The sequence below is a fragment of the Pseudomonas brassicacearum subsp. brassicacearum genome (assembly GCF_008801605.1).
Lineage (GTDB): Bacteria > Pseudomonadota > Gammaproteobacteria > Pseudomonadales > Pseudomonadaceae > Aquipseudomonas > Aquipseudomonas brassicacearum.
Genome location: NZ_VZPJ01000001.1, coordinates 975,716 through 994,908, shown reverse-complemented (window position 1 = coordinate 994,908; position 19,193 = coordinate 975,716). Strand labels below are relative to the sequence as shown.

At 62.8% G+C, this 19,193-nt stretch carries 19 protein-coding genes; 5 read left to right on the top strand and 14 right to left on the bottom strand.

All coding sequences use genetic code 11. The features are described from left to right. Positions 1 to 127 precede the first annotated feature (127 nt). Entirely contained in the window at positions 128 to 832 is a 705-nt protein-coding gene (locus F7R20_RS04405) for a YebC/PmpR family DNA-binding transcriptional regulator (protein ID WP_003199952.1), read from the top strand. 189 nt (positions 833 to 1,021) lie between these two features. On the opposite strand, the gene F7R20_RS04395 is transcribed toward F7R20_RS04405, so the two are convergent. The 8 genes from F7R20_RS04395 to F7R20_RS04360 all read right to left on the bottom strand — a co-directional run bounded on the left by F7R20_RS04395 (position 1,022) and on the right by F7R20_RS04360 (position 9,301). Next, complete coding sequence (locus tag F7R20_RS04395) at positions 1,022 to 2,347, bottom strand: leucine-rich repeat-containing protein kinase family protein (protein WP_003199956.1); 1,326 nt, start codon at positions 2,345 to 2,347, stop codon at positions 1,022 to 1,024. Positions 2,348 to 2,596: 249 nt separating this feature from the next. Further along, positions 2,597 to 3,658: an ABC transporter substrate-binding protein gene (locus F7R20_RS04390; protein ID WP_003199958.1), complete on the bottom strand. Its 1,062-nt coding sequence runs from the start codon at positions 3,656 to 3,658 to the stop codon at positions 2,597 to 2,599. An 18-nt stretch (positions 3,659 to 3,676) separates the two neighbouring features. Next, positions 3,677 to 4,792, bottom strand: coding sequence for an NAD(P)/FAD-dependent oxidoreductase (locus tag F7R20_RS04385; RefSeq protein WP_003199962.1), 1,116 nt, complete (start codon positions 4,790 to 4,792; stop codon positions 3,677 to 3,679). After that, positions 4,789 to 6,144, bottom strand: a complete 1,356-nt coding sequence (locus F7R20_RS04380; RefSeq protein ID WP_003199963.1) for an FAD/NAD(P)-dependent oxidoreductase — start codon at positions 6,142 to 6,144, stop codon at positions 4,789 to 4,791. The genes F7R20_RS04385 and F7R20_RS04380 overlap by 4 nt, the downstream gene beginning before the upstream one ends. 166 nt (positions 6,145 to 6,310) lie before the next feature. Continuing rightward, a complete protein-coding gene (locus F7R20_RS04375; RefSeq protein WP_003199964.1) occupies positions 6,311 to 6,601 on the bottom strand; it encodes a (2Fe-2S)-binding protein in 291 nt (96 codons plus the stop codon). 7 nt (positions 6,602 to 6,608) lie between these two features. Beyond that, entirely contained in the window at positions 6,609 to 7,403 is a 795-nt protein-coding gene (locus F7R20_RS04370; protein WP_003199966.1) for an ABC transporter permease, read from the bottom strand. A gap of 6 nt (positions 7,404 to 7,409) precedes the next feature. Further along, positions 7,410 to 8,279 (bottom strand): ABC transporter permease, encoded by an 870-nt coding sequence (locus tag F7R20_RS04365; RefSeq protein ID WP_003199968.1) that lies wholly within the window; start codon positions 8,277 to 8,279, stop codon positions 7,410 to 7,412. Next, positions 8,276 to 9,301 (bottom strand): ABC transporter ATP-binding protein, encoded by a 1,026-nt coding sequence (locus F7R20_RS04360; protein ID WP_003199970.1) that lies wholly within the window; start codon positions 9,299 to 9,301, stop codon positions 8,276 to 8,278. Before F7R20_RS04360 ends, F7R20_RS04365 begins: the two co-directional genes overlap by 4 nt. 244 nt (positions 9,302 to 9,545) lie before the next feature. Between F7R20_RS04360 and F7R20_RS04355 the strand changes: the two genes are divergently transcribed. Beyond that, the gene (locus F7R20_RS04355) at positions 9,546 to 10,382 is read left to right on the top strand and encodes an IclR family transcriptional regulator (RefSeq protein ID WP_003199972.1); all 837 of its coding nucleotides are present in this window, start codon (positions 9,546 to 9,548) and stop codon (positions 10,380 to 10,382) included. A gap of 143 nt (positions 10,383 to 10,525) precedes the next feature. On the opposite strand, the gene F7R20_RS04345 is transcribed toward F7R20_RS04355, so the two are convergent. Both F7R20_RS04345 and F7R20_RS04340 read right to left on the bottom strand, forming a co-directional pair. Further along, positions 10,526 to 11,278, bottom strand: a complete 753-nt coding sequence (locus F7R20_RS04345; RefSeq protein ID WP_003199974.1) for an anti-sigma factor family protein — start codon at positions 11,276 to 11,278, stop codon at positions 10,526 to 10,528. Continuing rightward, entirely contained in the window at positions 11,275 to 11,781 is a 507-nt protein-coding gene (locus tag F7R20_RS04340; protein ID WP_003199976.1) for a sigma-70 family RNA polymerase sigma factor, read from the bottom strand. The genes F7R20_RS04345 and F7R20_RS04340 overlap by 4 nt, the downstream gene beginning before the upstream one ends. A 168-nt stretch (positions 11,782 to 11,949) precedes the next feature. Between F7R20_RS04340 and F7R20_RS04335 the strand changes: the two genes are divergently transcribed. After that, positions 11,950 to 13,032: a catalase family peroxidase gene (locus F7R20_RS04335; RefSeq protein ID WP_003199978.1), complete on the top strand. Its 1,083-nt coding sequence runs from the start codon at positions 11,950 to 11,952 to the stop codon at positions 13,030 to 13,032. Beyond that, positions 13,029 to 13,565 carry a cytochrome b gene (locus tag F7R20_RS04330; protein ID WP_003199979.1) on the top strand — a complete coding sequence of 179 codons (537 nt, stop codon included), beginning with the start codon at positions 13,029 to 13,031 and terminating at the stop codon, positions 13,563 to 13,565. Before F7R20_RS04335 ends, F7R20_RS04330 begins: the two co-directional genes overlap by 4 nt. A 57-nt stretch (positions 13,566 to 13,622) precedes the next feature. Here the strand turns inward: F7R20_RS04330 and F7R20_RS04325 are convergent, their stop codons facing one another. Both F7R20_RS04325 and F7R20_RS04320 read right to left on the bottom strand, forming a co-directional pair. Then, positions 13,623 to 14,774 carry a M14 family metallopeptidase gene (locus tag F7R20_RS04325; RefSeq protein ID WP_003199982.1) on the bottom strand — a complete coding sequence of 384 codons (1,152 nt, stop codon included), beginning with the start codon at positions 14,772 to 14,774 and terminating at the stop codon, positions 13,623 to 13,625. A gap of 493 nt (positions 14,775 to 15,267) precedes the next feature. Then, on the bottom strand, positions 15,268 to 15,609 hold the full coding sequence (locus tag F7R20_RS04320) for a DUF6124 family protein (protein ID WP_003199984.1): 342 nt from the start codon (positions 15,607 to 15,609) through the stop codon (positions 15,268 to 15,270). A gap of 131 nt (positions 15,610 to 15,740) precedes the next feature. On the opposite strand from F7R20_RS04320, the gene F7R20_RS04315 reads away from it, so the two are divergent. Further along, complete coding sequence (locus F7R20_RS04315; RefSeq protein WP_003199987.1) at positions 15,741 to 16,388, top strand: LexA family protein; 648 nt, start codon at positions 15,741 to 15,743, stop codon at positions 16,386 to 16,388. A gap of 29 nt (positions 16,389 to 16,417) precedes the next feature. On the opposite strand, the gene F7R20_RS04310 is transcribed toward F7R20_RS04315, so the two are convergent. Both F7R20_RS04310 and F7R20_RS04305 read right to left on the bottom strand, forming a co-directional pair. Next, positions 16,418 to 18,367, bottom strand: a complete 1,950-nt coding sequence (locus F7R20_RS04310) for an acetyl/propionyl/methylcrotonyl-CoA carboxylase subunit alpha (RefSeq protein ID WP_003199989.1) — start codon at positions 18,365 to 18,367, stop codon at positions 16,418 to 16,420. Next, positions 18,364 to 19,182 carry a gamma-carboxygeranoyl-CoA hydratase gene (locus tag F7R20_RS04305; RefSeq protein ID WP_003199991.1) on the bottom strand — a complete coding sequence of 273 codons (819 nt, stop codon included), beginning with the start codon at positions 19,180 to 19,182 and terminating at the stop codon, positions 18,364 to 18,366. Before F7R20_RS04305 ends, F7R20_RS04310 begins: the two co-directional genes overlap by 4 nt. Positions 19,183 to 19,193 lie beyond the last annotated feature (11 nt).

The window sequence follows — 19,193 nt, the reverse complement described above, 5'->3', positions numbered from 1 at the left end:
AACACGCTGTGAAAATGTCGATCCGGCGGGGTGAATTTTTTGGTCGATCAGCCGGTTTAGGCCGTATAAACTTGCGCCACAGCGCCGGCCGGCAGATGTCTCGGCGCGTCAGACAAGAGAGTGAGTAATGGGCGCACAGTGGAAGGTTAAACACAAAGAAGCGGCTGCCAACGCCAAGGGCAAGATCTTCGGCAAATTGGTGAAGGAAATCACCATTGCCGCACGCAACGGCGCTGATACCGCTACCAACGCGCACTTGCGACTGGTGGTCGAACAGGCGAAGAAGGCCTCGATGCCCCGCGAGACCCTGGAACGTGCGATCAAGAAAGGTTCTGGCCAGCTCGGTGAAACCGTGCAATACCACCGCGTCACCTACGAAGGGTTCGCACCGCACCAGGTACCGCTGATCGTTGAATGCGTGACCGATAACATCAACCGTACCGTTGCCGAAATTCGCGTCGCGTTCCGCAAGGGCCAACTCGGCGCCTCGGGTTCGGTGGCGTGGGACTTCAACCATGTCGGCATGATCGAAGCCGCGCCGGACAGCCCGGACGCCGATCCGGAAATGGCCGCCATCGAGGCCGGTGCCCAGGATTTCGAGCCGGGCGAAGAGGGTGCGACTTTGTTCCTCACCGATCCTGCCGATCTCGATGCCGTCCAGAAGGCCTTGCCGGAGCAGGGCTTCACCGTGTTGTCGGCCAAGCTGGGCTACCAGCCGAAAAACCCGGTCAGTGGCCTGACCGACGAGCAGATGGCTGAAGTCGAAGCCTTCCTCGAAGGCCTCGACAACCACGATGACGTGCAGGACATGTTTGTCGGGTTGGCCGGTTAAGCAGTACACCCCTGTGACGAGGGAATTTATCCCAGGGTGCGGTTCACTCTGTGGGAGCAAGGCTTGCCCGCGATGAAGACGACGCGGTCTCTGAGAAAACGAGGTGTCCGCATCGCGGGCAAGCCTTGCTCCCACAGATAAATCCCCTCGCCACAATAAGTAGTGTGTTTGTTAGTTTGGGGGGCTGGTTTAGTCGATGTGTTTGAAGTCGCTCAGCAACCTTTCAATCTCATCGAACCCCGGCCGCGCCAGTACATCTGACTGACAGCAGCGCACCTGCAGATCCTGCAACCCTGCAAGCTCCTCAGCGCTGAGCCCCGGTTCGATCCGCGCCAGCAATTCCCCCAGCAAAATCCCGAAGGCCCGCACTTCGATGCGTTGCAGTGCGCGGGTTTGCACGTTGTCCGTGGTGGCGTGGAACGACGCCGCGCCAAAATCCCCCAGCAGACAATCGCCCTGGTCATCGCACAGAATATTGTGCCCGTAGAGATCCCCGTGGGTGATGCCCTGGCGGTGCAGGTGCGCCGCCACCGAGGCGATGCCATGGGCGATGCGCAGGGCCGCCGGAGCGCTCAGGCGCAGTTCATCGGCATAGACGTCGCGGCTGCACGACGCCAGGCTCGGCAGTCCGGCGAGGTTACGGTAGCTGGGTTCGATCAGCGCCATCACCAGCCCGGCCTGTTGCTCGGGGTGCCCGGCAACCTGGCCCAACACCTCAATCAGGTTCGGGTGTCGACCGGCAGTGATGCAGGCATGCATCTCATGCAGGGGCGAGCCGTCGCTGGTCATCTGCCCTTTGTACAGCTTCACGGCGACCTTTCGTGCCACCTGGCCGGGCGCCTGCCAGAGCGCTTGATGAATCACCCCCGACGCGCCTTCGCCCAGTTGTTGCTGCAGTTCCAGATGCGACCAGTCGATAGGCGTCGTGGTATTCAGGGCCGCCGCCTCTGCCTGGGCTTCCAGCGGGTTGCCGGCGTAGGCCAGCCAACTGAGACTCGGCAACGTGAGCAGCCATTGCGGCAGTTCGCTCAGTTGGTTGGCGGCGATGCGTAGCAGTTCGAGGCGATGACACAGGCCCAGGCTCGCCGGCAACTGCTGCAAACGGTTGCCGGCCAGCATCAGTTTTTGCAGATAGGGGCGTTGGCCCAGTTCATCCGGCAATTGGCTGACGCAGTTGTCGGTCAGGATCAGCCAGCGCAGCAGTGGCGGCAATGCGGCGCCCGTGACGTGCGTGATGCGGTTGGCCTTGAAACCGACCATGGTCAAGGCGCTGCAACGGCCCAGGCATTCGGGCAGTTCTGTGAAGCGGTTGTCCGAGCAGAACAGCACGCGCAGGCGAGTCAGCCGATGCAGGTCGTCGGGCAGCGTGTCCAACTGATTGCCGCTGAGGTTGAGAATTTCGAGGGAATCGGCCAGGTCGAAGATTTCCCGGGGAAATTCCGTCAAGCCGCAGGCCAGGTCCAGCCGGGTAATGCCGGAGAGCTGGCCGGCGCGTAGTTGGGCGAGGGTGTGCATGGAGGGGGTCGCTGTTGATCAAGGGGAGGGGCTGGCGCCCGTAGCCAGACAGTTAACCAATAATCAGCTCAGTACAACACCCTGTGGCGAGGGGATTTATCTGTGGGAGCAAGGCTTGCCCGCGATGAAGACGGCGCGGTCTCTGAGAAGACGAGGCGCCTGCATCGCGGGCAAGCCTTGCTCCCACAGCAATTTTTCACAACAGTTTTTCCCACAACAGTGTTGCTTCCCTCGCCACAGTCGATCGCTCTAGCGCTCGATGCTGCGGTTCCAGCGGGCGTTCCAGGCCGGGCGTTGTTCGTTGACCTGATCCCAATCCACGGCAATCGCCGTTTCCAGGTATTGCTTCATCGCCTCCACCTGACCGCGAGTCTTGTCGGTGGTCGGGGTGTTGGGGTTGGACGGGATCTGGTCGCCTTCTTCCAGGGCGATGGCCTGGGCTTGCGGGGTCAGCAGGAAAGCCGCGAGCTTTTGCGCCAGTTCCGGTTGGGTATTCTGGGCGATGGCACATTCGGCGACGTTTAGGACCACGGCGCCTTCCTTCGGCTGGGCATATTCGACCGGCATGCCCTTGATTTTCAATGCGGTCACCTGGGTTGGCGTCAGTGGGAACAGCGCGGCTTCGTCGGTCTGCAGCATTTCGGATATCTTCGCCGAGCTCGGGATGTACTCCAGCACGTTGCGCCCCACCGTGTTCGGCCAGGCCTTGAAGCCCGGTTCGACGTCGGTTTCGCTGCCGCCCTGGATCCGGTTGAACATCAAAAAGCCGTGCAGGCCGAACGTGGATGAGGCCATCGACTGGAACACCACTTTGTCCTTGAAGCGTGGATCGGCCAGGTCCATCCATGAGGTGGGCGTATTCCAGCCCTTTTCCTTGAAAAGCCGGGTGTTGTAGGCCAACCCCGTCACCCCGAGGCTGACGGCCACGGCCTGATCCTTGATGCGCCCCTTGGCCGGGATCTGCGCCAGGGGCGGGCTGTCCTCGAGCTTGTCGCACAGGCCCATGGCGATGGCGCGATACATGATGCCGTCATCGAGGAACATCACATGCATCTGCGGGTTGCCTTTGCTGGCCTGGACTTTGGCCAGGATGTCGGCGGAGGTGCCGGGTACGATGACCACTTTGACGTTGTTGGCTTTCTCGAAAGCCGGCAAGACCTTGTCGGCATAGAGCCGCTCCATGGTTCCGCCGTTCATGCCCAGGTAGAGCGTCGGCTCGGCCAACGCCTGGGTGACCGGGAGCAGGGCGCCCAGGCAAGCGGAACCCAGCGAGCAGAAACCGAACAGTGCACTGCGTTTGACGTTATTCATTGGCGCGACCTTCCTCTATCAAGCAACGGAGATGGAGTGAAACCGGGTGATGGAAAACGCATCCAGCGGCGTGGTCGAAGCCCCGCTGCAGATGATCTCGGTGAGCGCCTGGCCCACCGCCGGGCCGATCTGGAAGCCCGCGCCGGCAAAGCCGAATGCGTGCAACAGACCAGGCTGGGTGCTGCTGTGGCCGATCACCGGTTGGCGATCTGGCAGGTAACCTTCGGTGCCGCTCCAGGTACGAATCGCCTGGGCGCCCTCCAAAAACGGGTAGAGCTCGACGGCCTGGCGCAGGATTTCCAGCATTGCGCTCTGGCCGGGTCGGGCGCGTGCAGCGTCCAAGGCAAAACCCTGCCCGCCGCCCAGCACGCAATTGCCGCGCGAGACTTGGCGGGCATAGATACCGCCGCCCTCGACGCCAGTGCTGGCGTCCATGACCAAAGGCAAGGGTTCGGTGACCAGCATCGCTGGGTGCCCGGCGTGCATCGGCACCGCTTCGCCGAATTGCGCGGCGAACTGGCTCGCCCAGGCACCGGCGCAGTTCAGCAGCCAGGGCGCGTGGTACGTCAGGCCCGTTGCGGTGTGTACGACAAAGCGCTGGCCGTCGTGCACAACGTTGCTGACGGCGCATTGTTCGTGGACTTGCGCGCCATGCCGGCGAGCGGCCTGGGCAAAGGCTGGCGATACCAGGCGCGGATTGGCATGGCCGTCGTCCGGGCACAGCGACGCCCCGACCGCAACGGCGCCGACCCACGGAAAACGGCCGCGCAGCGCCTTGCGATCAAGCAGTTGCAGATTCAGGCCAAAGCCCTGGCTGGCGGCGGCATAGTCGTGCAGCGCTTGCAGATCTTCCGCGCTGCGGGCCAGCTTCAGATGACCGCTGCGCTGGTACTCACCGTCGATGCCGATCAACTGTGGCAACTGGCTCCAGATCTCATGGGCCCGTTGCGACAAGGGCAATTGCGACAGCGGTCGGCCCTGGCGGCGCACACCGCCGTAGTTCACGCCGCTGGAGTGCGAACCGCAGAAGTCGCGCTCCAGCAACGCCACCCGGCGTCCGGCCTTGCTCAGGAACAATGCGGCCGAGGCGCCGACGATGCCGCCGCCAATGATCACTGCATCCACTTCGATCATGGCTCGACCTCCAGGCCGAACGGCACGGGCTTGATCGGCGCCTGGGCCCGCAAGCGGCCGATGCTGGACACGGTGCGGCCACTTTCGCGGGCAATGATTTCCGCTGCGGCGGCACCGCACATTCGTCCCTGGCAACGGCCCATGCCGACCCGGCAATGCGCCTTGACCCGATTGATCTCCCAATGGCCTTCGCCCACCACCCGGCGAATGTCGCCGGCGCTGACTTCTTCGCAGCGGCAAATCATCAGGTCATCGACAGCGTCTGCGGCCCACTCTTCAGGAAAGGCAAACGCACGTTCCAGGCCCTCTCGGAAATGGCCGATACGTTCGAGGGATTGTTCCAACTGAGTGCAACGCTGCGGGTCGATCAGATAACCAATGTCTTCGAGCAAGGCGAGGGCCGCCCGTTCACCGGCCATCTCAGCGGCGTCGGCGCCCATGATGCCGGCGCCGTCACCGGCCAGATAGATCCCCGGCACGCTGCTGCGACCAGCGCGATCCCGTCGTGGCAGCCAGGCGCGGTTGAGGGCGTTCCAGGAAAACTCGCAACCCAGCAGGTCGGCCAGCTGGGTTTCACTGCGCAAGCCGTGGGCGAAGGCCACCGCGTCGCAGTCGAGGGTGTGTTCGCCATTGGCGTTGCGCCATTTCAGCGACTGCACTCGGTGTTCGCCGTCGAGATGCGACAGGCTCGCGCCTTGGTGCACGGCGATGCCATGGGCGGTCAGCCAGGCGCGATAATAGAGGCCTTTGGCGAGGGTGGCCGGTTGTGCGAGCAGGCCGGGCAGGGCACGGACCTGGGCGCTAAAGGGCGAACTGTCGAGGACCGCGACCACGTTGGCGCCGGCCCGGGCGTATTGATAGGCCACCAGATACAGCAGGGGGCCGCTGCCGGCGAACACCACCCGCTCACCGATGGCGCACCCCTGGAACTTCAGGGCGATCTGCGCCGCGCCCAGGCTGTACACCCCGGGCAGAGTCCACCCGGGTACCGGCAGGATCCGGTCGGTGGCACCGGTTGCGACGATTATGCTGGCGTACTCGAGGCGGTCGGCGCGGCCTTCATGCAGGGTATCGAGCAGGCCGGCTTCGGCGTTCCACACCAGGGTGTCGGGACGGTAATCGAGCTGTTCGCGCAATGCGTCGAGCGTCTGGTGGATGGCGTTGGCCTTGTGCGCTTCGAAGCCATAGAGCTTGCCTGGCGAGCGCTTGAAGTTGGCCGGTTGGCGCCGATAGATCTGCCCGCCACCGCGGGCGGCTTCGTCCAGCAGGATCGGGTATAGGCCGTGGGCGACCAATGTCTGCGCGGCACGGATACCGGCGGGGCCGGCGCCGATGATGGCTATAGGTTTCATTGCCACCTCATTGGCCGGGCCGGGGGATTTGTGCTGTGCTTGAAGCCGTCATCGCGAGCAAGCTCGCTCCCACAAGGGGTCTGTGGTGGATGCGGCTCTTGTGCGCGCCGCAGTTCCCCTGTGGGAGCGAGCTTGCTCGCGATGAGGCCAGGCCAGTCGACAGTGTTCATACCTGACGCCCCGGTTCGCGGCTGATGTGCTGGCCGGCTTCGAGCAGGGTCGAGCAGGCGCGTACGCGGCGGCCGTCGCCCAGGCGGACCCAGCAGTCCTGGCAGGCGCCCATCAGGCAGAAACCGGCCCGGGGTTCGGCGCTGAAGTCGCTGCCGCGCAGGTGTTCGCTGCAGGTCAGCACGGCGGTCAGCAGCGTGTCCCCCAGCAGGCCGGTGGCAGGCTGGCCGTCGAGGGTAAAGTCCAGGGCCGGGCGGTCGCCTTCGGCCAGTCGTTTCAGCAGCGCCATGGTGTCCTCATTGTTTGCCTACCAGGACCCGATCCAGGCCATAGACCCGGTCGAGCAGAATCATGGTCAGCGCGGTGAGCGCGATGACCAGTGCCGAAACCGCCGCCATCATCGGGTCGATGGATTCGGTGGCGTACACGTACATGCGCACCGGCAAGGTTTGCGTGGCCGGCGAGGTGACGAAGATCGACAGGGTGACTTCATCGAAACTGTTGATGAACGCCAGCAGCCAGCCCCCGGCTACCCCCGGCAGAATCATCGGCAAGGTGATTTGCCGGAACAGCGTGAAGCGCCCCGCCCCCAGCGATTGCGCGGCCTGTTCGGCGCTGCGGTCCAGGCCGATGGCCGAGGCCAGCACCAGGCGCAACACATAGGGCGTGATCACCAGCACGTGGGCGAAGATCAGCCAGGCAAAGCTGCCGTTCACGCCCATCAGCGCAAACAGGCGCAGCAATGCGACCCCCAGCACCAGGTGCGGAATGATGATCGGCGACAGGAACAGGCCGTTGAAGAAGTCCCGGCCGGGGAACTCGAACCGGGTAATCGCGAGGGCCGCCGGCACCGCGATCAACGTCGCCAGCGAGGCCGCGCTGAACGCCAGGACCAGGCTGTTGTAGAACGCATCGACAAAGTCCGCGCGTTCGAACACGGCGCGAAACCAGCGCAGGGAAAACGTCGTGGTCGGCAGGCTCAAGGTGTTTTCCGGGGTGAAGGCGACGAGGCAGACCACCACCAGCGGCGCGAGCATGAAGACCACCACCAGGGCGTGAAACAGCAGCGCGAAAGGACCGTTTCTGGACATGAAGAATTACCCCAATGACTTCTTGTAGCGGCCTTCGATCATCCGGTTCCACGACAGCATGATCAGCAGATTGAGCAGCAGCAGGGCAACGGCAATGGCCGCGCCCATGGGCCAGTTCAGCTCCGACAGGTACTGGTCGTAGATCAACGTGGCGACCATCTTCAAGCGCCGTCCGCCGAGCAAGCCGGGAATCGCGAAGGAACTGGCGGCGAGGCCGAACACAATCAGCGTGCCGGACAGCACGCCGGGCATGATCTGCGGCAACACCACTTTTCGGATCACCGTGAACTGGCTCGCTCCCAGAGACAGCGCGGCCTGTTCGGCGGCCGGGTCGAGTTTCTGCAGCGAGGTCCAGACCGGAATGATCATGAACGGCAACATCACGTGGACCAGGGCGATGACCACGGCGAATGGCGTATAGAGCAGCTTCATCGGCGAGCCGCCGAAGGCTTGCAGGGCCTGGTTGACCAGGCCGTCGGCGCCGAGCAGGAGGCTCCAGCCAAAGGCGCGCACCACCACTGAAATCAGCAGCGGGGTGAGAATCAGGATCAGGAAAATCGAGCGCCACGGTGCGCCCATGCGGCTGAGAATGTACGCCTCGGGCACGCCGATCAGCACGCACAGGAAAGTGGTCAGGGCGCTGATCCAGAACGTGCGCAAAAAGATCTCGTAGAAGTACGGATCGCCCAACAGGCTGGTGTAGTGCTCGAAGGTATAGGCGTCGCCGTTGATGCCCGAGCTGTAGTCGAAGACGTTGAACGACAGGACCAAGGTCAAGCCCAAGGGAATGACCAGCAAGCCCAGGTACAAGGCCAGGGCTGGCGCGGACATCAGGTAGCCTTGGCGACCGCGGCGCATCGCATCGATCAGCTTCATGCCGGCACCTCGTCCGCAGTCAGCACCCGCAGCAGCGTCGGGTCCCAGTCCAGGCCCACCGCCGTGCCTTCGAGCAGGGGCGCGGAGCCGTCGTTGCGGCGCACCACGCAGAGTTCACCCAGGCTGGTCGAGACGCCGTACAGCCATTGGCTGCCAAGGAAGAAGCGGCTGACGAGGGTGCCTTGCAGTCGCCCTGAACCGGCCTCGCACAGGTCGATTTTTTCCGGGCGCAGGCTTAGCGTCAGCTCGCCATTGCCCTGGCTGCAGGCTTGAACGACTCCCGCACTGTCCCGCATGCCGGGCAGCAGGTTGGCTTTGCCGACGAAGCCGGAAATGAACTCGGTGCGAGGGTGCTCGTAAAGGGTGTACGGCGCATCGATCTGGGTGATGCGCCCGGCCTGCATCACCACGACCCGGTCACTGATCGACAGGGCTTCGGACTGGTCGTGGGTCACCATCAGCGTGGTGATCCCGACTTCGCGCTGGATGCGGCGGATTTCGTATTGCATCTCTTCGCGCAAATTGGCGTCGAGGTTGGACAGTGGCTCGTCGAGCAACAGCACTGGCGGCTCGATCACCAGTGCCCGGGCCAGTGCCACGCGTTGGCGCTGGCCGCCCGAGAGTTCTCGCGGATAGCGGTCGGCGTGGCGGTCCAGGCGTACCAGTTTCAACACCCGGTCTACCCGTTGTTGCAGTTCGGTATTGGCCACTTTGCGCATGCGCAGGCCGAAGGCGACGTTGTCCTTGACGGTCATGTGGGGAAATAGCGCGTAGCTCTGGAACACCACACCCAGGCCACGGCTGGCGGGCTTGGCGTGGGTAATGTCGCGACCATCCAGCAGGATGCGCCCGCTGCTGACTTCGACGAAGCCGGCGATCATCTGCAGGGTTGTGGTTTTGCCGCAGCCGGAAGGTCCCAGTAGCGAGACGAACTCGCCTTTTTCCACCGACAGATTGGTGGCGACCACGGCGTCGATATCGCCGTAACGTTTGCCAAGTCCTTCAAGTTGCACAAAAGCCATAGCTGCGCTCCACCTGAGATTGTTATGCGTCGCCCGCGGGCGCGCTTTTTTATGGGCAGATACGAAAGGGTGTTGCTGGGGTGCGTTGGCGCTCGACCTTGAGTCGGCTGCCGCTGTTGTTCGAATCGCCCCTGTCTGGACGAAGAGTAGGACGAAGAATAGGATGGGCTCAATGGACTATTTCACTGAAGCGAAGACTATTTTCAGTTTCATTCAGTGAGTAAATTTAATGACGAGAAATGGCATGTCTAATTCCACTGATCGGAATAATGAGAAAGGCGAAGTCGGTGTCGGTGCGGTCTCCCGGCTGTTTGCCGTGCTGCGCAGCCTGGGTGACACCGCCGAGGGTGGGGAGCGGGTGACACAATTGGCCCAGCGCATCGGCCTGTCCCAGCCCACCACGCATCGCTTGCTGCGCAGCCTGATGGACGAAGGCATGGTCGAGCAGGACGCACGCAGCAAACGCTATCGCCTGAGCCTGGAGTTCTTCGCCCTGGCCGCCCGCGCCGGCAACACCGGCAACCTGCGCGAACTGGTGCGCCCGGCGATGCTGCGGTTGTCGGCCTCCCTGGGGGACTCGTTATTTTTGCTGGCACGCAGTGGTTTCGACGCGGTCTGCCTGGACCGCAGCGAGGGGCCGTTTCCGATCCGCACGTTCACCGGCGACATTGGCGGCCGCGTGGCGTTGGGCGTGGGGCAGGGCAGCTTGGCGATCCTGGCGTTTCTGCCGGAGGAAGAGCGCGACACGGTGATTCAATACAACCTGCCGCGGCTAAAGGATTTCCATTTGTACGACGAAGTCTTCCTGCGTTCGGAAGTGGAGAACGTCCGTACGCTGGGCTACGCCGGGCGTAACACCGGTGTATTGCAAGGCATGGCCGGGGTGGCCGTGCCGATCCTGGACCGTGACGGCCGCGCCGTGGCCGCCTTGAGCGTGGCAACGGTGAGCGACCGCCTGGGGCCCGATCGCCTGCCGACGGTGGTGGACATGCTCAAGCGCGAGGCGGCCCTGATCGGACCGCGGATCAACCCGTTCGACCCGTTGCTGCGCAGGCCTTCGCAGGTGTTTGGGCAGGGGTGAACACACTCTCAAGAGCGGCCTGTATCCCCTGTGGGAGCGAGCTTGCTCGCGATAGCGGAGGTTCAGTTAGAAATGATGTCGACTGATACACCGCCATCGCGAGCAAGCTCGCTCCCACAGAGATTCCCACAAGGGTAGGGGGCTCAGAACTTCAGGGTCTGCTTGAGCCGTTGCACCGTCGGCGTATCACTGGGAATGACCATCGCATAGTTGTAGCCCGGCCCGGACCAGTACTCGGCTTGCAACTCGCCCTCGCGGCGACTGCCCCGGGGCAGGAGGAAGTTTTTCGGGCCGGGTGGGCGCACGTAGAAGCTGATTTTCTGACCGCTCGGGTCCTGATAGACCACCATTGCCGCCGCGCCTTGTTCGGTGCTGAGCAAGCGCCCGCTGATCGGCTTGAAGCCTGCGCCCGACAGGTCTGGCAGCCGGTCGGCCTGGGTGAAGTAGCGGTCGAGCCAGCCTTGCATGCTCTGCTCGTCACTCGTCTGGTAATCGGCCGGAAGGATGCCCTGTTGGGCAATCAAGCGGTATGCCTGCAGGGCGTCAGCCATCGGGGCAGCAGCGCTGAGCAGGGTCATTTGCCGCGCCTGCCAGCCACTGACCCCGCCCACGCTGACAGCCAGCAGCAACACCGCGGCGCTGGCCAGGTGGCGGCGGGAGCGATGTTTCAGGTGCTGGCGAATCATGGCTGGGTCGAGGTCGGGGTTGGGCGGCTGTTGCAAAGCGCCGCTCAGGGCCGTGCGCAGGTGTTGCGCGTCCTGTTGCCAGGCGCGGACCCGGGCGGCGACTTCCGGCTGGTTGGCCAGGTAAGCCTGCACCAGGCGCTGGTCGGCCTCGCTCAGTTGGCGATCGACGTAGGCGTGCAGGTCGCTGTCGCTGGGGGGCATGCTGATCATTTGAGTATCCGCAGGGTAGGGCGGGTGATTTCGCCGTCGCTGAGTTGGCGCAGGGCCTGGCGAGCGCGGGACAGGCGGGACATTACCGTGCCGATCGGCACGTCGAGGATGTCGGCGACTTGCTGGTAACTCAAGCCTTCCACCGACACCCACAACAACAGTGCACGTTGTTCCGTCGTGAGTTGATCGAAGGCCTGCAGGGACGATTGCGCGATCACGCTGCGCTCGGCCGAAGGGTGGGCATCGTCGCGGCCGGTGAAAAACTCCAGCATGCGCGCATACCGACGGGAGCGGCGATGACCGTCGAGAAACTGCCGGTACAGAATCGAAAACAGCCAGGCCCGCAGATCGCCGTCCGGACGCTTGTCGTTCCACTTGGACAACGCCCGCTCCAGGCATGCCTGCACCAGGTCATCGGCGTTGCTCGGGTTGCGCGTCAGCGACACGGCAAAACGCCGTAGCCTGGGGATGAGCTCGCGCAACTGTTCGTCGAGTGCGTTCATGAAAGTGTGGCTTCTATGGGCAGTCATTGCGCCGGGACTGGAAAGACGATCCGCGAACGAGATTATTCCAGTGCAGGAAAAATAAATACGAGGCGTGGGAATAAACCTGTCACGCCTTCGTCTGACGGGTCCTTTCCAACAAATGGCCCCGAGCCTTGGAGCTTTCTCATGGTAGATCCTTCACCCTCTTCGAGCCGGCCACCCTTGAGTGCCGCCGGCCTGATATTGCGTCTGAGCGGCATCGCGGTGATTGTTGCCGCGCTGGCCGGGGTGTTTGCCTACGTCAATGGCAGCCTCGACCCACAACGCCTGACACCGCAGGCATTGGTCAATGTGCTGGAAAAAAACAACGGCGTTCACCCGGGCTTCCGACGCAACCACTCAAAAGGTGTCTGCGTCGCGGGCTATTTCCAAAGCACGGGCGAGGCCAGCGCCTATTCCAGCGCCCAAGTATTCTCGCAGCCGCAAACGCCAGTGGTTGGGCGTTTCGCCTTGCCCAGCGGCAACCCCTATGCGCCGGACGGCAGTGTGCCGATTCGCAGCCTGGCACTGCGTTTTACCCAGGCCAACGGCCAGCAATGGCGCACTGGCATGAACAGCATGCCGGTGTTTCCGGTGGGCACGCCCGAAGCCTTCTACCAACTCCAGCAAGCCCAGTCGCCGGATCCTGCCACCGGAAAACCGAACCCTGCGGCCGTACCGGCGTTCTTTGCCGCGCACCCCGAAGCGGCGCCGTTCCTGCAATGGATCAAGACCGCCAAGCCGTCGGCCAGCTACGCCACTGAAACCTACAACGGCATCAACGCGTTCTATCTGGTCAACCCCGCCGGGCAGCGCCAGGCGGTGCGCTGGGGCGTGGTGCCGATGAGCCAGGACGCTGCGGATGCGACCCCACCCCAGGGCGGCGACTTCCTCGAGCAAGACTTGGTGAAGCGTCTCGCCGCCGGGCCGTTGCGCTGGCAGCTGAACATCACCCTGGCCAACCCGGGGGACCCGGTGAACGATGCCAGCAAGGCCTGGCCCGCTGACCGCAAGGTCCTCAATGCCGGCACGCTGGTGCTCGAGCGCACTCAGGCGCAGGACAACGGCGAGTGCCGCGACATCAACTATGACCCGCTGATCCTGCCCCAAGGGATCGAAGGTTCCGAAGACCCGCTATTGGTCGCGCGTTCCGCCGCCTATGCCAGTTCCTATCTGCGCCGTACCAGCGAAGTGAGCCAGTTGCCCGCCAAACAGGAGTCCCGCCCATGAGCGCCCCTCGTCACTTTGCACCGCTGGCCCGGCTGCTGCACTGGCTGATGGCAGTGATGATCATCGCCATGCTGTTCATCGGCGCGGGCATGGTCGCCTCGGTCTCCGAACGCCATGAATGGCTGCTGCAGTTGCACAAACCATTGGGTATCGCGATTTTGCTGTTGGTGATCGTGCGCCTGGTGGTGCGTTTTACCACCCGTCAACCGCCGCTGCCGGCGGATCTGCCGGCCTGGCAAGTGCTGGCGGCAAACGCCTCGCATGTGCTGTTGTACGCCCTGATGCTGGTCCTGCCGCTGTTGGGTTGGGGCATGATTTCGGCGGCGGGGGACCCGGTGATGCTCGGCGACTCGTTGCAACTGCCCTCGATTCTGCCAGCCCACGCCCAGACGTTCGCACTGCTGCGCAAGGCCCACGGGTACTTGGCTTACCTGTTGTTCGTGACGGTGCTGGTGCATCTGGCGGCGGCGTTGTTTCACGCTTGGGTGCGCCGGGATGAGGTATTGGACAGTATGTTGCGCGGCAAGGGTTGATGGGTTGTGGCCAGGGAGCAAGCTCCCTGGCCACAGAGGATTGATCAGGTCATTGGATCAGCGCAATTCGTCGACCATGGCCTCGATGGTGCTCAATACATCCTTGCCCAGTTGCATCGAGCGTTTGCCAGACCAGCCGGTGATCGGGTTCGGGTGATCGTTGTGGTCCTTGAACGGCATTTCCAGGGTCAGGGACAGGCAGTCATATTTCTGCCCGACCGCGTTGCAGGCCAGGGTCATGTTGGCCTGGCCCGGTTCGTCGCGGGTGTAGCCGTGAATGGTCTGGAAGTCTTTGGTCTGGTGCTTGAGATGGCTGCGAAAGCGCTCTTCGAGTTCGGCAATGCGTGGCGTGTAGCCCGGGTTGCCTTCGCAACCGGCGGTGAAGACGTGGGGAATTTCCTCATCGCCATGAGCATCGAGGAACAGATCGACGCCGTACTTTTCCATTTGCTGCTGGACGAAAAAGACCTCGGGACTGATTTCCGGACTGGCGTTCTGCCAGGCACGGTTGAGGTCCTGGCCCATGGCGTTGGTCCGCAGATGCCCGTGGAACGCGCCGTCCGGGTTCATGTTCGGCACCAGGTACAGATCGGCCTTGGCGAGCAACTGGTTCAGTTGCGCATCGTCCTGCTGCTGGAGGCGTTCGATCACGCCCTCCATGAACCACTCGGCCATGTGCTCGCCGGGATGCTGCTGGGCGATGATCCAGACTTTGCGCCGGCCTTGCGCACCGCTGCCTTTGCGCAGCAGCTGAACGTCACGGCCTTCCACGCTTTTACCGACGGCCAACAGTTCGGCGCCGGCCTTGTGCTGCGCTTGCTCGATCAGCCAATCGTGCCGGCCGCGACTGTAGGGTTCGAAGTAGGCGAACCAGGCGTTGGTCTGTTCGGTCTCCAGATAAAAACGCAGGGCGTCGCCTTCAAATTGGGTCGGAATGCGGAACCAGTTGACGTGATCGTAGGAAGCAACGGCCTGGTAGCCCGTCCAGGCCTTGTTGTAAGACGATTGGCTGGCGTTGAGCAGCCGGAAGGAATACTCCTGGCCGACGTGCAGGCCGCTGGCCTTGAAGTGGAACCACTGGAAATGGGCGCTGCGGGTGTCGGGCCTGATCTTGAGCAACGACTGCAACGGGTTGCTGATGTCGACGACCTCGATGTTACCGCTGTCGAAATTGGCGCTGATATCAAAGGAAGATTTAGCCACGGTCACGATTCCTGGAGAGGATTTTCATGGCCATTACTGTACACGCAAGAAGGGGGAGCCGAGACGATTTGCGTCACGTAAAAGAGGGGGCGTCCTCCCTGGACGCCGAGCCAGCTTAGAGAGTCTGCAATTGATTCTCAAGTGCTGGCTGTCGATAGTTTCAGCCTGCGTGGCGGGGCTGCTCTTGCAATCAGATATTCATTTGCTATCATCGCCGCCACCGAATTGGCAGCTCCCAAAAAGACTTCATTAGCCTGAAGCCATAAGCCGAAAAATCGGCAAAAAAAGACCCGGCAAAAAGCCGGGTCAAAAACCGTGATTAGCCTGATGAGGAGATATTCCAGAAGTCCGACCTAAGGTCTTCTGGTCTATCGACTGATCTCGCGACCAGCTGATGCAATAATAATCATTATCATTTGCAAGTCAAATGGTTTTATCGCATCGATTGGAAAGTTTTTCTCGTTGTCCGCGTTCGCGGCGACATTCCCAAGCGTTACCTCTAGCGAGTCGGGTAGCGATCCAGGGATCGGTCAAGCATCACCTTGACCAGATCAATCATGTGCACCACCGAAAATGCCAGGTCACGGCTCGAACCGTTCAACTGGTTGGCGGACTCGTGGGCGGTTGCCGCAGCGCAGCGCAGCAGGTCGCAGGCGTGAACAAGGGCTTCTTCTGCGCTGATGCTGTGGTTGACGTCGAAGAAGCGATGTTCCGCCTGTGCCTGCGAAACACCTGGTTTCAAGTAATAGTCGAGGGCGCGTTTGGCCGCCGGGCAATCCTGCAAGGAAGGGAACGTGCTGTCGAAAGGGCTGCCGGGTTGGTCTTTGTCGGGTGTATCCATGGTGATGAAAATCTCCGTGTGTGGGGCTGAACTCCTGAATCCAGAGTAGTACTTATCGTAATTGTGACGATAATTTAAATACTACAATTTGTGTTTTGAATGGCCGGAGTCATCCACGTATCGTGCCGCACATGGATAAATGGATAGAGTTGGTCAAGGCCAAGATGAAGGAGCTGCGCATCACGCAAGTGGTGCTGGCAGAACGGTTGGGAATGTCCCAGGGCGGCGTCGGCCATTGGCTGACCAGGCGCCGGCAACCCAGTGTCGAAGACATGAACCGGGTCCTGCGGGAGCTGGGGCTGGAGTTCCTGGAAGTGGCGATGGTGATTCGCGAGCCGGACACCTCCACGGACGAAGGCCTGGCCCTGGCGCAGAAGTACAACCCGTACTTCCGCTACCCGGTCAGTGAGTGGCACGAGGTTGGCGAGGTTCGCGAAGGCGATCCTGGCGCCTACAGCCAGGTGCGCTACGAACTGACGGACTACCACGCCCTGGGGGCCGCGTTCTGGCTGGTGGTGGTGGGCGACGCGATGACCGCACCCAGCGGGCTGAGCATTCCCGAGGGCATGTCGATCCTGGTGGATCCGGCGATCGAGGCGGTGCCAGGCAAACTGGTGGTCGCCTGCTTGCCTGGCAGCACTGACGCGACCTTTCGCAAATTGATCGAAGAGAGCGGGCAGCGTTACCTGGTTCCGCTCAATCCGACTTACCCGAAAAACCTGTACACCGAGCAATGTCGCCTCATCGGTGTGGTGGTGCAGGCCACCATCAGGTTCTGACTGGATCGGCCCAGGGAGCGGGCCGATGCCTATTCTTCGAACGCCACCAGGGCGCTGCCTTCGCTGACCATTTCGCCTTCCTGGCAATACAGCGCCTTGATCACCCCGGCCTTGGGCGCACGAATGCTGTGCTCCATTTTCATGGCCTCCAGGACCACCAGTTGAGCCCCGGCTTCCACCGGCTGGCCGACACCCACCAATACCCGCACGATACTGCCGTTCATGGGCGCGGCCAGGCCGCCTTGATGGCTGTGGCTGGCCTCGGCGGCGGCCAACGGGTCGTACAGGTCGATCCGGTGCAGGTCACCCGCCCATTGCAGGTACAGGCTGTCGCCCAGGCGAATAGCCCGATGACTGCGGCGCAGGCCGTGGTGCTCGATCACCAGTTGCTCGCCCTTGAGTTCCACGCAATGGGCGCTAACGTCCAGCGTCAGCGCGCGATCCTGGCCTTCGCAGCTCAGGTGCAAGGTGGTTTCCCTTGGCAGCCCCAGACGCAGCCCGGTGGTGCTGGCCCAAGGCGAATCGGCATCATCGCAGCGCACGCGCGGTGTCAGGTTCAAGGCGAAGCCCTGGGCGGCTGCGAACCAGAACGCATCATCCAATTCGCCCGGCTCTGGCAGCAATTGCGCCTGGTAACGTGGGATAAATCCGGTGTCCAGTTCTGCCGCCGCGAAGGCGGGGTGGGCCACGATTCGGCGCAGGAACCCGATGTTGGTTTTCAGCCCGCCAATGGCAAATTCGTCGAGCATGCTCAACAGCCGCAAGCGTGCCTGTTCGCGATCCTCACCCCAGGCAATCAGCTTGCCGAGCATCGGGTCGTAGAACGGCGAGATTTCATCGCCTTCTTCAACCCCGCTGTCGACCCGTCGACCCGGACCCTCGGCCGATTCGCGATACAACGCCAGGCGTCCGGTGGCCGGCAGGAAATCGTTGACCGGGTCTTCGGCATATAGCCGCACTTCGATGGCGTGACCGAGCAGCGGCACTTGCGCTTGAGTGATCGGCAGCGGTTCGCCTTGGGCGACACGGATCTGCCAGGCCACCAGGTCCAGTCCGGTGATCGCTTCGGTGACCGGATGCTCGACCTGCAAGCGGGTGTTCATTTCCATGAAGAAGAATTCGCCCCGCGCATCCAGCAGGAACTCCACCGTGCCGGCCCCGACGTAACCAATCGCTTGGGCTGCGCGCACGGCGGCTTCACCCATGGCCTGGCGCAATTGCGGGGTCAGGCCGGGGGCGGGGGCTTCTTCCACCACTTTCTGGTGGCGGCGCTGGATCGAGCAATCGCGTTCGTTGAGGTACAGGCAGTTGCCGTGTTGGTCGGCAAATACCTGGATTTCCACATGGCGCGGCTTGAGCAGGTACTTTTCCACCAGCATCCGTGAGTCGCCGAACGAGGACTGCGCTTCACGCTGGGCCGAAGCCAGGGCTTCGGCCAGTTGGCTGACGTCCTCGACGACTTTCATGCCCTTGCCACCACCGCCGGCCGTGGCCTTGAGCAATACCGGGTAGCCGATGTGCTCGGCGGCGTCGCGAAAGGTCTCCAGGTCCTGGGCTTCGCCGTGATAACCGGGCACCAGGGGCACCCCGGCGGTTTCCATCAAGGTCTTGGCCGCCGATTTGCTGCCCATGGCATCGATGGCCGAGGCCGGTGGGCCGAGGAAGATCAGCCCGGCGCTTTCAATCGCCCGGGCGAACCCGGCGTTCTCGGATAGAAAACCATAACCGGGATGGATGGCCTGGGCGCCGCTGGCTTTCGCTGCGGCGATCAGTTTGTCGATTTGCAGGTAGCTGTCGGCGGCCTTGCTGCCGCCCAGGTCGACGCGGATGTCGGCTTCACGGCTGTGGCGGGCATCGCGGTCGGTGGCGCTGTGGACGGCAACGGTGGTCAGGCCCATGGCCTTGGCGGTGCGCATCACGCGGCAGGCGATTTCGCCACGGTTGGCCACCAGCAACGTGGTGAGGGCAGGGGCGCTCATCGACTCGGCTCCTTGTTATTCGATTCGGCTTGCCAGTTTGGCGCACGCTTTTGCAGGAAAGCCCGCAGGCCTTCCTGGCCCTCCGGGCTGACGCGGATGCGAGCGATGGCGTTTTCGGTGTAGCGCCGCAGCGCTGGGGTAAGGGCGCCGTTACCGACTTCACGCAGCAGTTCCTTACTGGCGCGCATGGCCGCCGGGCTGTTGAGCAGCAGGTTGTCGATCCACTGTTCGACCTGCTGGTCCAGGGCCTCGGCCGGGTAGCTTTCCGACAGCAAACCGATTTCTTTCGCACGTTGCCCGTCGAAGCGTTCCGCCGTCAGGGCATAACGACGCGCGGCACGCTCGCCGATGGCTTGCACCACGAACGGGCTGATCACCGCTGGCGCCAGGCCAATGCGCACTTCCGACAGGCAGAACTGTGCTTCATCGGCGCCAATGGCCATGTCACAAGCGCTGATAAGCCCCAGTGCGCCACCGAACGCGGCGCCCTGGACGACGGCCAGCGTGGGAATCTTCAGCTTGGCGAGGTTGTACATCAGCTCCGCCAGTTCCCGGGCGTCATCGAGGTTGGTGTGGTAGTCGAGCTCGGCCGATTGCTGCATCCAGGCGAGGTCGGCGCCGGCGCTGAAATGCTTGCCGCGACCGCGGATCAGCAGGAAGCGCAAGCTTGGATCGCTGCTGACGTGGTCCAGGGCCAGGATCAGTTCGCGGATCATTTCGGCGTTGAACGCGTTGTTTTTCGACTCGCGGCTGAGCCACAGGGTGGCAACGCCCCGTGGGTCGGTGTGCAGTTCGAGGGTGTTGAAGTTATCCATGGGCATTCCCC

Coding starts and splice junctions, on each gene's coding strand:
- F7R20_RS04395 (WP_003199956.1), bottom strand. CDS start 2,347: ATGCACACCCTCGCCCAACTACGCGCCGGCCAGCTCTCCGGCATTACC.
- F7R20_RS04355 (WP_003199972.1), top strand. CDS start 9,546: ATGTCTAATTCCACTGATCGGAATAATGAGAAAGGCGAAGTCGGTGTC.
- F7R20_RS04380 (WP_003199963.1), bottom strand. CDS start 6,144: ATGAAACCTATAGCCATCATCGGCGCCGGCCCCGCCGGTATCCGTGCC.
- F7R20_RS04405 (WP_003199952.1), top strand. CDS start 128: ATGGGCGCACAGTGGAAGGTTAAACACAAAGAAGCGGCTGCCAACGCC.
- F7R20_RS04360 (WP_003199970.1), bottom strand. CDS start 9,301: ATGGCTTTTGTGCAACTTGAAGGACTTGGCAAACGTTACGGCGATATC.
- F7R20_RS04340 (WP_003199976.1), bottom strand. CDS start 11,781: ATGAACGCACTCGACGAACAGTTGCGCGAGCTCATCCCCAGGCTACGG.
- F7R20_RS04375 (WP_003199964.1), bottom strand. CDS start 6,601: ATGGCGCTGCTGAAACGACTGGCCGAAGGCGACCGCCCGGCCCTGGAC.
- F7R20_RS04335 (WP_003199978.1), top strand. CDS start 11,950: ATGGTAGATCCTTCACCCTCTTCGAGCCGGCCACCCTTGAGTGCCGCC.
- F7R20_RS04305 (WP_003199991.1), bottom strand. CDS start 19,182: ATGGATAACTTCAACACCCTCGAACTGCACACCGACCCACGGGGCGTT.
- F7R20_RS04320 (WP_003199984.1), bottom strand. CDS start 15,609: ATGGATACACCCGACAAAGACCAACCCGGCAGCCCTTTCGACAGCACG.
- F7R20_RS04370 (WP_003199966.1), bottom strand. CDS start 7,403: ATGTCCAGAAACGGTCCTTTCGCGCTGCTGTTTCACGCCCTGGTGGTG.
- F7R20_RS04385 (WP_003199962.1), bottom strand. CDS start 4,792: ATGATCGAAGTGGATGCAGTGATCATTGGCGGCGGCATCGTCGGCGCC.
- F7R20_RS04315 (WP_003199987.1), top strand. CDS start 15,741: ATGGATAAATGGATAGAGTTGGTCAAGGCCAAGATGAAGGAGCTGCGC.
- F7R20_RS04365 (WP_003199968.1), bottom strand. CDS start 8,279: ATGAAGCTGATCGATGCGATGCGCCGCGGTCGCCAAGGCTACCTGATG.
- F7R20_RS04330 (WP_003199979.1), top strand. CDS start 13,029: ATGAGCGCCCCTCGTCACTTTGCACCGCTGGCCCGGCTGCTGCACTGG.
- F7R20_RS04345 (WP_003199974.1), bottom strand. CDS start 11,278: ATGATCAGCATGCCCCCCAGCGACAGCGACCTGCACGCCTACGTCGAT.
- F7R20_RS04310 (WP_003199989.1), bottom strand. CDS start 18,367: ATGAGCGCCCCTGCCCTCACCACGTTGCTGGTGGCCAACCGTGGCGAA.
- F7R20_RS04390 (WP_003199958.1), bottom strand. CDS start 3,658: ATGAATAACGTCAAACGCAGTGCACTGTTCGGTTTCTGCTCGCTGGGT.